This is a genomic window from Corynebacterium sp. zg-331, from assembly GCF_014267345.1.
GTDB lineage: Bacteria > Actinomycetota > Actinomycetes > Mycobacteriales > Mycobacteriaceae > Corynebacterium.
On sequence record NZ_JACMYD010000001.1, the window covers coordinates 432794 to 446372 of the forward strand.

13 protein-coding genes are annotated in these 13579 nt (G+C 64.7%); 8 read left to right on the forward strand and 5 right to left on the reverse strand.

The features are described 5' to 3' along the window. The first annotated feature begins 113 nt into the window (after positions 1-113). The 3 genes from H7347_RS02130 to dapF are packed head-to-tail and all read left to right on the forward strand — an operon-like array spanning position 114 to position 2442. Positions 114-716 carry a hypothetical protein gene (locus H7347_RS02130; RefSeq protein ID WP_370513885.1) on the forward strand — a complete coding sequence of 201 codons (603 nt, stop codon included), beginning with the start codon at positions 114-116 and terminating at the stop codon, positions 714-716. Next, on the forward strand, positions 704-1633 hold the full coding sequence (gene miaA / locus H7347_RS02135) for a tRNA (adenosine(37)-N6)-dimethylallyltransferase MiaA (protein ID WP_152820833.1): 930 nt from the start codon (positions 704-706) through the stop codon (positions 1631-1633). The genes H7347_RS02130 and miaA overlap by 13 nt, the downstream gene beginning before the upstream one ends. Continuing rightward, complete coding sequence (gene dapF, locus H7347_RS02140; protein ID WP_370513886.1) at positions 1630-2442, forward strand: diaminopimelate epimerase; 813 nt, start codon at positions 1630-1632, stop codon at positions 2440-2442. The genes miaA and dapF overlap by 4 nt, the downstream gene beginning before the upstream one ends. Positions 2443-2474: 32 nt before the next feature. Here the strand turns inward: dapF and H7347_RS02145 are convergent, their stop codons facing one another. Then, positions 2475-3221, reverse strand: coding sequence for a hypothetical protein (locus tag H7347_RS02145; RefSeq protein ID WP_152820836.1), 747 nt, complete (start codon positions 3219-3221; stop codon positions 2475-2477). A 48-nt stretch (positions 3222-3269) separates the two neighbouring features. Here H7347_RS02145 and hflX point away from each other — a divergent pair, with 48 nt between their 5' ends. The 4 genes from hflX (at position 3270) to H7347_RS02165 (ending at position 7212) form a co-directional block, all read left to right on the forward strand. Next, complete coding sequence (hflX, locus tag H7347_RS02150; RefSeq protein ID WP_227658943.1) at positions 3270-4769, forward strand: GTPase HflX; 1500 nt, start codon at positions 3270-3272, stop codon at positions 4767-4769. Between the two features lie 185 nt (positions 4770-4954). Then, positions 4955-5104, forward strand: a complete 150-nt coding sequence (locus H7347_RS02155) for a hypothetical protein (RefSeq protein ID WP_186337119.1) — start codon at positions 4955-4957, stop codon at positions 5102-5104. After that, positions 5101-5520, forward strand: a complete 420-nt coding sequence (locus H7347_RS02160; protein WP_152820838.1) for a hypothetical protein — start codon at positions 5101-5103, stop codon at positions 5518-5520. The genes H7347_RS02155 and H7347_RS02160 overlap by 4 nt, the downstream gene beginning before the upstream one ends. 420 nt (positions 5521-5940) lie before the next feature. Further along, entirely contained in the window at positions 5941-7212 is a 1272-nt protein-coding gene (locus H7347_RS02165) for a uracil-xanthine permease family protein (RefSeq protein ID WP_152821303.1), read from the forward strand. Positions 7213-7254: 42 nt separating this feature from the next. On the opposite strand, the gene H7347_RS02170 is transcribed toward H7347_RS02165, so the two are convergent. From H7347_RS02170 to H7347_RS02180, 3 genes are read right to left on the reverse strand one after another with little or no spacing between them, the layout of a single operon-like run. Next, positions 7255-7524: an HPr family phosphocarrier protein gene (locus H7347_RS02170; RefSeq protein WP_152820840.1), complete on the reverse strand. Its 270-nt coding sequence runs from the start codon at positions 7522-7524 to the stop codon at positions 7255-7257. A 58-nt stretch (positions 7525-7582) separates the two neighbouring features. Next, on the reverse strand, positions 7583-9673 hold the full coding sequence (locus tag H7347_RS02175) for a fructose-specific PTS transporter subunit EIIC (RefSeq protein ID WP_152820842.1): 2091 nt from the start codon (positions 9671-9673) through the stop codon (positions 7583-7585). Positions 9674-9712: 39 nt separating this feature from the next. Further along, positions 9713-10693, reverse strand: coding sequence for a 1-phosphofructokinase family hexose kinase (locus H7347_RS02180; RefSeq protein WP_186337120.1), 981 nt, complete (start codon positions 10691-10693; stop codon positions 9713-9715). 182 nt (positions 10694-10875) lie between these two features. On the opposite strand from H7347_RS02180, the gene ptsP reads away from it, so the two are divergent. Beyond that, positions 10876-12576: a phosphoenolpyruvate--protein phosphotransferase gene (gene ptsP, locus H7347_RS02185; RefSeq protein ID WP_152820844.1), complete on the forward strand. Its 1701-nt coding sequence runs from the start codon at positions 10876-10878 to the stop codon at positions 12574-12576. A 43-nt stretch (positions 12577-12619) separates the two neighbouring features. Here the strand turns inward: ptsP and H7347_RS02190 are convergent, their stop codons facing one another. Further along, positions 12620-13402, reverse strand: coding sequence for a DeoR/GlpR family DNA-binding transcription regulator (locus H7347_RS02190; protein ID WP_152820846.1), 783 nt, complete (start codon positions 13400-13402; stop codon positions 12620-12622). Positions 13403-13579: the final 177 nt, after the last annotated feature.

Here is a 13579-nt window from a genome sequence, read left to right on the forward strand (position 1 = left end):
CCTTACGGGTTGAGTTCTCACGCCGCGCTACGCGCGACCGTCGCACATCGCATCTACCAAATGTACAGGGCTGCTCCTTACACGTCATGGTGTACCCACTAACCTTATTCCCCGTGACTGCTCAGCTCTTGGTAATACCCGGAAGCCCCGCCCTCGTGCGGGCCTTGGCCCCCCGCGACGAGGCGGCCCAGCGCCTGCGAGCGCTGGCGCGGCGCAGCGCGAAAAAATATGCGGATATGCCGGTTCACCTGGTAGGAAGCCGCGATGAACGCTGGTTTACCGCCCATGCGGGCAGCTTTCGCGCGTGGGGGGCACCGCAGGAGCGAGTGGGGGAGGGACATTATCTCCCGGAGTTGGTCATGCGCCATGTCTTAGGCCCGGATGTACGGGTGACGCAGGTGCGCGACCGTCTGGGATCACCGGACGAGGGGGTGCTCACTGTGGTGGCCCTAGACGGCTCGGCGGGCCTAACCCCGCGCGCTCCGCTCGCGCTCCGGGATGGTGCTGCCGAGGTCGATCAGTGGTGCCGCGATCTGTTGGCGGGGCGTGGGGAAAAAGCGGTGGGTGACGATCTGCCCGGCTGGTTGCGCCGCGGGGGGGTGATCGAACCAGATCTATGGTGCGAGATGGCCGCCCTGCGGCCCACCCGCGCGCGTCTGGTGGACGCGGATGCCACCGCCGGGGTGGGCCGCTACGTGGCGCAATGGGAGTGGTGAGCGTGCGCGATCGGCTACCCACTCCCATCGCCGTGGTGGGGCCTACCGCCTCCGGTAAGTCTGCGCTAGGTCTTGCGCTGGCGCACCGGCTGGGCGGAGAGATCGTCAATGTGGATTCGATGCAGCTCTATCGAGGCATGGATATTGGCACCGCCAAGCTTGCCATGGAGCAGCGCGAAGGAATCGTCCATCATCAGCTTGACGTGTGGGAGGTCACGGAGAAGGCCTCGGTGGCCAGGTATCAGCGGGCCGCCGTCGCGGACGTGGAGCGCTTGCTCGCTCGGGGGATAACCCCCATCCTGGTGGGCGGATCTATGCTCTATGCGCAGGCCTTGCTGGATGATTGGCAGTTTCCGCCCACGGATCCGGCGGTGCGCGATAAATGGCAGAAGCGCCTCGACGAGGTGGGTATCGCCGCCCTGCATCGGGAACTGGCCCGCCGCGATCCGCAGGCCGCCGCGATCATCGAGGATCGCGACCCCCGTCGCACCGTGCGTGCCCTGGAGGTCATAGAGCTCACCGGCAGCCCCTATCAAGCTAGCCAGCCGCCGATCGGCGCACCGCCGCGCTGGAATACCCGCATCATCGGCCTGGGGGCAGACTCCGAGTGGCTCAATCCGTGCATCGAGCGACGCACGGGAGGGATGTTCGAGGCGGGACTAGTGGCCGAGGTCGAGCACCTGGTAGCCCATCGCGGCTTGCGCCGGGATTCTACGGCCGGCCGGGCGATCGGCTATGCGCAGGTGCTCGACGCCCTCGATGGCCAGATGAGCTGGGAGCAGGCAAAGGAGCGCACCACCTTTGGTACCCGGCGCTACGTGCGCCGCCAGCGGTCGTGGTTTCGCCGAGACCCCCGGATTCATTGGATCGATGCGTCCAGAGACACCGTCTCCCAGGCGCTAGAGTGGCTGGGGTGAGCACTCAAGAAGAACTCTTTTTCGCCAAGGGACACGGAACGGGAAATGATTTTCTTATTATTCCCGACGAACATGACCGCATCGATCTGAGCCCCGAGCGGGTAGCGCTGCTCGCCGATCGGCACCGGGGCCTGGGGGCAGACGGCATCCTGCGTGTGGTCCGCCGGGACCGGCTGTGGTTCATGGATTACCGCAACGCCGATGGCTCCGTGGCGGAGATGTGCGGCAATGGTGTGCGGGTCTTCGCGCACTGGCTTTATTCCCGCGGCCTGGTGGATTCCCCCTCCTTTGTGGTCGACACCAGGGCCGGCCAGCGGGAGGTGAAGATCCACGAGTCCACCGCGCGCCATGCAGTGGTATCCGTGGATATGGGCCCGGTGCGGGTGGAGGGGCTCTCCACCGCGCGCATAGGTGATAAGTCCGTGGCGGGCTTGGGTATCAATGTGGGTAACCCGCACCTAGCGGCGGTGATCCCCGGGCTCGACACCCAGGGTCTGTGCGACTGGCCACTGCGTCAGCCGGAGTGGGACGTGGAGTTTTTCCCCGAGGGCGTCAACGTGGAGATCCTCACCCCGCTCGCCGACGGCGCCGTGAACATGCGAGTCTGGGAGCGCGGGGTGGGCGAGACCCTCTCGTGCGGCACCGGCACCGTAGCGGCGGCCACGGCGGCGCTTGCCGACGCCGGGCACACCACCGGAGAAGTGACCGTGCGGGTGCCCGGTGGTGAGGTGAGCGTATGCCTCGGGGGGGAAACCACGACGCTGACGGGCCCCTCGGAGATCGTGGCTACCGGGACTACCTGGCTCTAGGGATAGAAGCGAGGGTGAGGAGAGCGGCTTTCCTAGTGCCCTCCGCACCCGCAGGAACCGCCGCCCCCTCCGCAGCACCCGCCGCCGAGGGGTGCCTTCACGGAGGCCACCAGTACGGCCTTTCCAGCAATGATTTCGTCGCGCTGCGGTAGCACCGGGTTATCGGGTAGGCAGACGTCGAAAGGGAAGGCGGCGTCCACCGTGGCGTGAATGAACCGCTGCCCGGTCAGCTCCGAGGTGCGGTATTCTGCGTCGAGTACCCGCGCGGAGAACCGCGCCCCGGCATCCGGGGCCGTGCCGCCGGAGCCCTCCGCCACGGCGCGTGCGGCGTCGGACAACACCGTGCCCACTGTGTCGCCGGTGGCGTTCTCGTAGTCCACCGCAGAGGGATACACGACGGTCTCGATGCCCAGGGCGGTTACCGCGAGTGGCTGGAACTGCTGTTGGCCGTCCTCAGCCAACAGCGGCCCCTGGGCTAGGTTGCAGGTCACGGTGGCCAGGGCGTTGCCCAGGGGATCAACGATCTCACACAGGGCGACCACGTCGGTGAGCATATCCACGTGCGCGTAGGTTTGGGCGACGGACTCGAAGCCCGCGTAGGTGGCAAAGGGTTCCACCGCCAGAATGTTGATCTGGGCTCCGGAGCGATCCGCAAACTGGATCAGCTGCCCCCCGCGCACCTCCCCGGTCACCGAGAGCGCTCCGGAAGCGATGGCTGCTTCCACCGCGTCCTGCCACGTAGAAAAACCTAGGCCGATGCTTTTGAGATCCGTGCTCATGGCTTATGACTCTAGCCTTTCGCGAGGAGTGTGGGACAATGGGCGGCGATGAATAATCCAAAGGATGTCACCGCCTTTCGCGTCGAGAGTCTTTCCCGCTCCACCCCTGCGGGCGAGAGACAACAGCCCGGTCACCGGGAACCCACGGTGGGCGATCTCGATCTTTCCGAGCGCAATTCCCTGCGTCGGATCAACCGTCAGACCACCATCCACGCCGAGGAGCAGGCCGACGGCTACGAGGTGGAGTACCGCAAGCTGCGCCTGGAGCGGGTGATCCTGGTGGGGGTGTGGACCCAGGGCACCCTGGCGGAGGTTGAGGCCACCATGAACGAGCTGGCCGCGCTCGCGCAGACCGCCGGGGCGGAGGTCGTCGACATGCTTTACCAGCGCCGCGATAAGCCGGATCCCGGCACCTACGTGGGTTCCGGTAAGGTCGAGGAGCTGCGTGACGTGGTAGCCGCCACCGAGGCCGACACCGTGATCTGCGACGGGGAGCTCAACCCCGGTCAGCTCGTGGCTCTGGAAAACGCCTTAAACACCAAGGTTATTGACCGTACCATGCTGATCCTGGATATCTTTGCCCAGCATGCCAAGTCCAAGGAGGGCAAGGCACAGGTCTCCCTGGCTCAGATGGAATACCTCATCACCCGCGTGCGCGGCTGGGGCGGCAACCTTTCGCGTCAGGCGGGTGGACGCGCGGGCTCGAACGGCGGGGTGGGCCTGCGCGGTCCCGGCGAGACCAAGATCGAGGCGGATCGGCGTCGGCTGCGCGCGGATATGGCGCGCCTGCGCAAGGAACTCTCCGCGATGACCACCTCGCGCGAGGTCAAGCGCTCCCGGCGCAGCGCCTCGCTGACCCCCAAGATCGCCATCGCGGGCTACACCAACGCGGGGAAGTCCTCCCTCATCAACGCTTTGACCGGGGCCGGGGTGCTCGTGGAGGACGCGCTGTTTGCCACCCTGGATCCCACCACGCGCAAGGCGCAGCTGGCCGACGGCCGCTCCATCATCGTCACCGACACCGTGGGCTTCGTGCGTCATCTGCCCACCCAGCTGGTGGAGGCCTTCAAGTCCACCTTGGAGGAGGTGCTGGAGGCGGATCTCGTTCTGCACGTGGTGGACGGCTCCGATCCCTTCCCGCTCAAGCAGATCCAGGCCGTCAACCACGTGATCGCGGACATCGTGCGGGATACGGGCAAACAGGCCCCGCCGGAGGTGATCGTGGTGAACAAGACGGACATCGCGGACCCGCTGGCGTTAGCGGAGCTGCGCCACGCCATCGACGACGCGGTGTTCGTGTCCGCCGCCACGGGCGAGGGCATCGGCGAGTTGGAATCGCGCATCGAGCTTTTCCTCAACACCCTCGATAGCCACGTGCTTCTGGAGATTCCCTTCACCAGGGGAGAGGTGGTCTCCCGGGTCCACGAGCTGGGTACCGTGCTCGACGAGCGGTACACGGATACCGGCACCCGCATCGACGTGCGACTGCCGCGCCGCCTGGTCGAGGAGCTGGGGGAGTTTGTTTCCGTATCTTCCCGAGAAGAGTGACTATGTGAGGGATTTATACGTCATAGATTTTCTTTAACTGTCCCATCCTGCCAGGCAACCAACATCTGCATTTATGATATAAATCACTCTACCACTATTTGCGGCGGTTCACTCTCGGTGATATCTTTCTGTATGGGTAATTAAAAAGGTTACCAACTGGCTTTTGGCCTTCTGGAAGGTCGGTAGTGTTGAAGAAATTCCTTGCCGAGTTTCTTTCGGGCGTTGTCATATTGTCAAGCTTTGTGACTGTGCCCTCTGTGGCGCATGCTTATGGTGCCGTTTCTGATGCTGAAGCTTTTGAGTCCGTGGAAGAGTATGCCGAAAAAATGGAATGACTATTCGTCAGGTATGGTATGAAGCTTCTAAGGAGCTGGAGCGGAGTGATCTTCCGAGAGGGTATCGTGAAGTGGATGGTGTTCCCATTGCTGAATATGCGGTAGGTGACGGTGGGGTTTTTGCTTTGCCGGCTCCTGCGGTTTTTGAGAATCGTGTGCGTGCGGGAATTGAGGGTAGGTCAATCTGGGTGGAGTATACTCCGCTGGAGCAACAGATGGCAGCTAACGGTAGCGTAGCTGGAATTGTGGCGGGTATTTGCCTTGCGGGGCCTGTTGCATGTGTTGTTTCTGCGGTTATTTCTGCTGCGTTGATTACCTATATTTCCACTATGGGGGTATGTCCTAATAGCCAACGCCTTGTTATGTACTATTCGTATAATGGGTTTGTAAAGAGGGATTATTGTGGAAACAAATAGGCGTTCTGCATTGAAGAGGGCGGTAATACCTATCCCCCTCATTCCCCTATGGTGGCTTCTTGCGGCGATAGATGTGGTGAGTGTTAATTCCGGTCTATGGGTGACGGTATCAATGGTATTCATGTCACTATGTATTTTTCTTATGATGATTTTTGTCGGGAATGATCGTCGGTAAAATTAATGCGGCAATCATCTAGAGGGTGGGGGTTGATTGCTGTGAAAAGGTAGTAATCAACCCTCGCCTTATGGTTTTGTTTATTTGACGATATTCCGTACGGAAGAATAGGTGTCGAAAAACCCCGCGCGGAAACCGCCGCTGGAGTGTGTTGTTGCGACCCTTGGTCTCGTATAATCCCTACGCGTACAGCATTTTCTGGCAGATAGGTTCCGCTCATGTCTTTTCGTCGAGGTGCGACTGTGATGAGGTGGGCCGTCCACGGCGACGGCAAGAAGATCCTGCCCGGAGAAGTAGTGGCCCCCGAGGAGCGCCTGAACTGGCCGCGCACCATCGGTATCGGCATGCAGCACGTCATTGCTATGTTTGGGGCCACCCTGCTTGTGCCCACACTCACGGGCTTCCCGGTGAACACCACCTTGCTCTTCTCCGGACTGGGTACCATGCTTTTCCTCCTCATGACCGCCAATCGGTTGCCCAGTTATCTGGGGAGTTCCTTCGCTTTCAGCGCCCCGCTGGCGGCTACCCAGGGGGAGGGGATTGCGGTGCAACTCGGCGGGGTGGTGGTGGCCGGCCTGGTGCTCGTCGTAGTGGGGGTGATAGTCAAGGCGGCCGGTCGGGGCGTGCTCGACGCCGTGATGCCACCGGCCGTCACGGGAGCCATCGTCGCCTTGATCGGCCTGAACCTCGCCCCCACCGCCGCGCATAATTTTCAATCCCAACCGCTGGTGGGCGCCGTGACGCTGCTGAGCATCCTAATTTTCACGGTGGCCGGACGCGGTATGGTCGCGCGCCTGGGGATCCTCGGCGGGGTGCTCGTGGGTTGGATCTTTGCGGCGGCCACGGGTGCGCTTGCGGAGGGTGCGCGTGAGGCCATAGGCCGGGCGGCCTGGGTGGGAATGCCGCAGTTCCACACCCCGGAGTTTCGCCTCTCCGCGATCGTGGTCACGCTGCCGGTGGTGATCGTGCTCATCGCGGAAAACGTGGGACACGTCAAGGCGGTCTCCGCCATGACAGGGCGCAACCTCGATGATCGCGCCGGGGATGCCCTGCTTGCCGACGGTCTGGCCACCACGCTCGCCGGGGGATGCGGCGGCTCGGGCACCACTACCTATGCAGAAAACGTGGGCGTGATGGCCGCTACCAGGGTGTATTCCACCGCGGCCTACTGGGTGGCGGCGCTCACGGCCGTGGCCCTGGCCTTCATCCCCAAATTCGGGGCGCTGATCTTGAGTATTCCCACCGGGGTTCTGGGCGGGGCGACTTTTGTCCTCTACGGTCTCATCGGCATGCTCGGGGTGCGGATCTGGCAGGATAATGAGGTGAATTTTAATCACCCGGTGAACCTCATCGCCGCGGCGGTGGCCCTGGTGGCGGGGATCGGCAATCTCACCTTGAATCTGGGTTCGGTGGAGTTGGAGGGGATAGCCTGGGGATCGGCGGGGATCATTTTGGGCTATCCCATCTTGATGCGCCTTTACCGTGGCGTGGGCGAGGGCGCGGCGCAGCGCGCATGATAAAAGCGCCCCGCTCGCTGCGGGGCGCTTGGCATCGGGGGATTACTCGGAATCCAGATCCTTTTCGATGAGGGCGGCGATCTTCTCCACGGCCTCGGCATTCTCCGAGGTCACGGTTACCTGGTCGCCCTTCTCGGCGCCCAGGGCCATGATCATGAGAGAGGAGGCGGCATCGGTCTCATCGTCCTCGTCGCCCCCGACCAGGGTGAGGAAGATGTCCTCGTCGTAATCGCCGGCGGCATCGGCGATGATGGAGGCAGGACGGGCGTGTAGTCCCACGGCGGAGCCAACGGTGACGGTCTTAGAGGCCATGATTATCCTTTCTTCCGCGTCCTTGGGGCGCGGCGGGGATCGAAAAATGCTCAGTAACCTATTTTAGGCGTGCGGGGTCCGCGGTGCCAGGTTCGGCGATCTGGCGTGCGGCGGTGTTCTCGGCGACGGCCTTAGTGGGCCACAGCTGCTTCATCGCCAGGACGGCCACGGTGGATACCGCGATCCCGGCGGCCAGGGAGAGCACCCATCCCGCGGCGGGGGAGATAGCGGGAAGGACGAAGATGCCGCCGTGCGGTGCGCTGGCCGTCACGCCAAAGGCCATGCTCAACGCGCCGGTGACGGCCCCGCCAGCCATCATGGAGGGGATGACGCGCAGCGGGTCGGCGGCGGCGAAGGGGATCGCACCTTCGGAGACGAAGGAGAGGCCCAGGAGCCAGGAGGACTTGCCGTTTTCCCGCTCCACCGGGGTAAACAGGCTGGAGCGTAAGAAGGTGGCTAGGGAGAGCGCGATGGGCGGAACCATGCCCGAGGCCATGACGGCGGCCATGATCGTCATGGAGGACTCGTCGCCGGTGGATAGGCCCGCCGTGGCGAAGAGGTAGGCAGCCTTATTCACCGGCCCGCCGAGGTCGAAACACATCATCAGTCCAAGGATCACTCCCAGCAATACGGCGGAGGAGCCGGACATCGAGTTGAGCCAGTCCTGGAGTCCCGTCATGATCGCCTCGAGAGGCTTGCCGAGCAGCAGGAACATGGCCAGACCCACGATCATGGAGCTCAGCAGCGGGATGATGACCACGGGCATGAGGGAGGCCACCCAGCGGGGCACCCGCCACGAGCCGATCCACATGGCGATCAGTCCGGCGAGAATACCCGTGACCAGCCCGCCGATGAACCCCGCTCCCAGGGCCACCGAGAGGGCACCACCCACGAAACCGGGGGCGATGCCGGGGCGGTTGGCTAGGGCGTAGGCGATGTAGCCGGAGAGCGCGGCCACCACGAATCCCATCGCAGCCTGGCCGGTAGCAAAGAACACGGCGGCTAGGTAAAGGGGCAGCCCCGCCTGGTCAAAGGCCACGAGCTGGCCGTTGATCATGGCCGCCTGATCCGGCAGGTTGGTCAGGGAGTACTCGGTGACCAGCACCTGCCAGTAGTCTCCTACGGCGCGGCCGCCGAGGAGGTAGCCCAGGGCGAGCAGCAGGCCACCGGCGGCCACGAAGGGCACCATGTAGGAAACGCCGGTCATTACGGCCTGCTGGATGCGCTTGCCCCAACTCAGGCTTGAGCCCTGGGCGGGGGTGGCCTCGTGGCCTTCCGGCGCCGCGGCGGGATCGCCGGCCACGCGCAGGGAGCCGGGATCGGTCGCGGCGGCCACCGCCTCGTCGAGCATGACGCCCGGTTCGTTGATGGCGCGCTTAACGCCTGACTCGATCACGGGCTTGCCGGCAAAACGCTCCCGATCTTTGACGCCTACGTCGGTGGCGAAGATGACGGCGTCGGCGGCCTCGATGGTGGCGGCCGGTAGGGGGGTGACGGCAGAAGAGCCCTGCGGTTCCACGGAAAGCTCGATGTCCGGGCGGGCATCGGCGGTGTGGGTGAGGGCGTCGGCGGCCATGTAGGTGTGGGCGATGCCCGTGGGGCAGGCGGTCACGGCCACGATCCGAGTGCGTCTGGTGCTGGAGGCGACGGAATCCGAGGCTCCAGTTTCCTCGGTGGGTTTCTTTTTCCTCGGCGCGGCCTGGATGACCTCGGTGACGAGCGCGACGATCTCCTCGGCGCTGCCCGCTCCGCGCAGCCCCTCAAGGAAATCCGGGCGTACGAGGGCCCGGGCGAGCTTGGAGAGGATCTTGAGGTGTTCTTTGCCCCCACCATCGGGGGCGGCGATGAGGAAAACCAGGGAAGCGGGGCCGTCGGGGCCGGAAAAATCCACGGGGTGGTGCAGTCGGGCGAAGGCGAGCGTCGGTTCGGTGACGGCCGCGGAGCGGCAGTGCGGAATGGCCACGCCGCCGGGAACGCCGGTGCCGGATTTCTCCTCGCGGGTGCGGGCGTCGTGGGCGAGCACGGCGGGGTCGGTGGCTCGTCCCGCACCCGAGACGAGCCGGGCCAGGTGCTCGATGACGGTGGCGGGTTTGGTGCCGGCATCGATGTCCAGGCCCACAAGATCGGTGGTGATGAGAGGGGCGTTCATCGGGGATTCCTTTCTGACTATCGAGTTATATGGGTGGGTTCAGGCCTCGGAAGCAAGGGCCGTGACGCGCGTTCGGCTAAGATCGGCTTGTTCCGGACGGGGCAGGGTAGTGCCGGGCAGTGCGGTGGCGGCGCTTCCGTAGGCCACGGCATGGCGCAGGCGCTGCTCGGGGGTCGCTTGTGTGCTGGCGGCCAGGAGGTAGCCCGCCAGGGCGCTATCGCCCGCCCCCACGGTGGAGACCACGGTGGTGGGCGGGGCGGCGGCGATCCACGCGCCCTGGGCCGTCACGAGGGCTGCCCCCGCCCCGCCGAGGGTGACCAGCACGGATTCCACGCCGCGGGCGACGATGGATCGCGCGGCATCCACCACGGGTTCGAAGTGTCCTTCTTCCGCCTGTTTTTCTAGCTCCAGCCCATCGCAGCCGACGAGCTGGCCCAGCTCCAGTCCGTTGGGCTTGATGAGGTGTGGGGCGGCGCGGTCGAAGCTGTGGCCGAGGGCGATCATGGCCGCATCCGAGGTATCCACGGCGATGCGGGCGCGGGGAACCTCTGCCCGCAGGTGCGCCACGAGGTCTCCGTACCAGCCGACGGGCAGCCCGGGGGGAAGGGAGCCTGCCAGCGCTATCCATGGGACGTTGTCCTGCTTGGCCACGGTGATCAGGGTATCGGCCATGAGGTCGCGCACGGCCGCATCGATTCGAGGGCCGGGTCCGTTGAGCTTGGTGGTGGTGCCATCAGGCTGCGTGATAGTGGTGTTGGTGCGCACCGGCTCCTGCATGGGAATCGCGCGGTGGGGGATGCCCTCCCGGGTGGCTAGATCGACAAAGGGATCGGTGGGTGCGGCGGGGAAGAGCGCCAGGGTGGGGCGATGGGCGAGATGGATCGCGTGGGCAACATTGACGCCCTTGCCCCCGGCGACGTAGTGGAGCGTGCTGAGTCTGTGCACGGCCCCGGGGGAAAGCGGTTCGGGGAGGATCAAGGTGGCATCGACGCTGGGGTTGGGGGTGAGAGTGAGGATCACGGTGGTTCCTTGACGCTTGGCTGCTGAGAGAGGAGGGTCACTGTCTATGTTTGGTTATGCTTTAATCCTTTCCCTTTATGTCCGAAAAGTCAAGAGATCATATGTCTGCTCGGGAGAATATGGGGTTTGTTCGGACACATTGCTGTGGCGCGGCGGGTGCGCCCCCGGCTAGAGTGGTGCGCATGACCGAAGGTTCTGGAAATAACGCTTCTGCCCACCTCACCATCAAAGGGACCGGCGTGGTGGCGGGCATCGCCTACGCGGACGTGGTGTGGGTGCGTCCCCGGCCCGAGCTCCCCACCGGCGGCACCACCCTTCCCGAGGGGGAACGGGAGGCGGAATACGAGAGGTTTGTGGAGGCGGCCGAGACCGTGGCGCGCCGCCTCGACGAGCGGGCGGCCCGCGCCGAGGGGGTCGCGGCGGAGGTGCTCGGTGCCACCGCTGGCATGGTACGCGACCGGGGATGGCGCAAGGCCGTGCGCAAGAATGTCCGATCGGGCATGGATGCCGCCGTGGCCACGATGGAGGCCACGGCCAAGTTCGTCGCCATGTTCAACGCCGCGGGTGGGGTGATGGCCGAGCGCACCACCGATCTGCGAGATATTCGCGACCGGGTGATCGCCCAGCTGCGGGGGGAAGAAGAACCCGGCCTTCCCGCGATCGAGGGCGAGGCGATCCTCTTTGCCGATGACCTTTCCCCGGCCGATACCGCGGGCCTGGATGTGAAGCATTATCGCGGTTTGGTGACCGAGCTTGGCGGACCCACCAGCCACACGGCCATTATCGCCCGGCAGCTCAATCTGCCGTGCATCGTGGCCGCGGGTGCCGCGATCCGCGATGTCACGGCGGGGGAGCGGGTGCTCATCGATGGTTCCCTGGGGCTTGTGCGCACCGGTGCGGATCCGCAGGAGGCCCAGCGCATGGTGTGTGAATCCCAGGAGAGGGCGGCCGCGATCGCCCGGTGGACCGGTCCCGCCGTTACCAAGGATGGCTACCGGGTACAGCTGCTCGCCAACGTGCAGGACGCCCATGCCGCTCGGATTGCCGCCGACACTCAGGCGGAGGGGATCGGCCTGTACCGCACGGAGATGAGCTTCCTGTCCGCCACCGAGGAGCCCTCGGTAGAGGAGCAGGCAGCGCTGTACGGCAAGGTGTTCTCCGCTTTCCCGGAGTCCAAGGTTGTGGTGCGCACCCTCGATGCCGGATCGGATAAGCCGATCGCCTACGCGAACATGAGCGAGGAGGAAAACCCGGCTCTGGGGGTGCGCGGGCTGCGCATCGCGCGGGATAATGAGGCGCTGCTGACCCGGCAGCTCGACGCGATCGCACAGGCCGCCGAGGGGCGCGGCGAGCAGGCCCCCACCTGGGTGATGGCCCCGATGGTATCCACGGCGCGGGAAGCGGAATGGTTTGCCTCCCTATGCAAGGAGCGTGGCCTGACGCCGGGGGCGATGATCGAGGTGCCCGCCGCGGCCCTCATGGCGGATAAGATCATGCCGCACCTGGACTTCGTCTCTATCGGCACGAACGACCTCACGCAGTACACGATGGCGGCCGATCGGCTTTCCTCCCAGCTGGCCTACCTGACCGACCCCTGGCAGCCCGCGGTGCTTCGGCTCATTCAGCACACCTGCGTGGTGGGGCGCGACACGAATACCGCCGTGGGCGTATGCGGTGAGGCGGCCGCCGACCCGATGCTTGCCTGTGTGCTCGCCGGTCTGGGCGTTCATTCGCTGTCCGCGGCCTCCACAGCGGTGGCCGGGGTGGGGGCCCAACTCGCGGAGGTGACTTTCGAGGAATGCGAGGTCGCCGCTGCGGCGGCCCTGGCCTCCGAGGGCGCCTTCGAGGCGCGTGAGGCGGTTCGATTAGTCCTAGCCAGGTGAGGGAAGGGCCTCATGGAGGTGCGGCGGAGGTGCCGCGCCGACCTTAGGGAGCCATAACCACCTCGATGTCGCGGTCGCGCAGGCTCTGTACGTAGGATGCGGGGGCGTTGCTATCGGTGATGACCACATCGACGTTGTCGATAGCGGCAAAACTCACCAGGTAGTCGTTGCCGATCTTGCTGGAATCGCACAACACCACCACGCGGCGGGCATTGGTCACCATCGCGGATTTGATGGCCGCCTCCTGCGCATCCGCCGTGGAGAGCCCGTGATCGAGGGTCAGGGCGTTGGTGCCGATGAAAGCCACGTCCGCGCGCATGAGCGCCAGGGTGCGCAGCGCGGTATCGCCCACCACGGCCTGTGTGATGGCCCGGACGGAGCCGCCAAGTAGCTGAATCTCGCTGAGTCCTTTGTTTGCCATGTTCAGTGCGATGGGCAGGCTGTTGGTCACGATGGACCATTGATTGGCCTGGGGGGTATCGGCGATCAAATCCGCCAAGGCGGTGACGGTGGTGCCTGCATCCAGGAATAACCCGCCGCCCGGGGTCTCGGGAAGGAAATTGAGCGCCGCCCGGGCAATGGCGGATTTAGCGTTGGGAGCCGAGCGTAGACGGGCATCCAGGGATAGCTCTGTTGTTTGGAAAGACTGCGTGGCCACGGCGCCGCCGTGGACGCGGTGGACGATTCCCTCCCGATCGAGTACCGCGAGGTCGCGCCGAATCGTCTCGGCCGTGACGTCGAATTTTCGGGAGAGCTCCGTCACGTTCACCCTGCCTTCAACGGCAGTTTGCGCGGCGATCTGACGCCGACGCTCCTCTGCGTACATGGCGGTTATTCCTTTCCGATCCGGCTTGATCCGGGGCTTCTAGCCTTCAAACGCTTACCATTGTTCCACAAAAACCACATTTGGTTTGTGGGATTGATTGATCTCGTGTTGGCTCGGGCTAAAAGCGGAGGTCAGAAAGTGGGAAAGGCGGGGTGTCGATGGGATGCTACCCCTTTC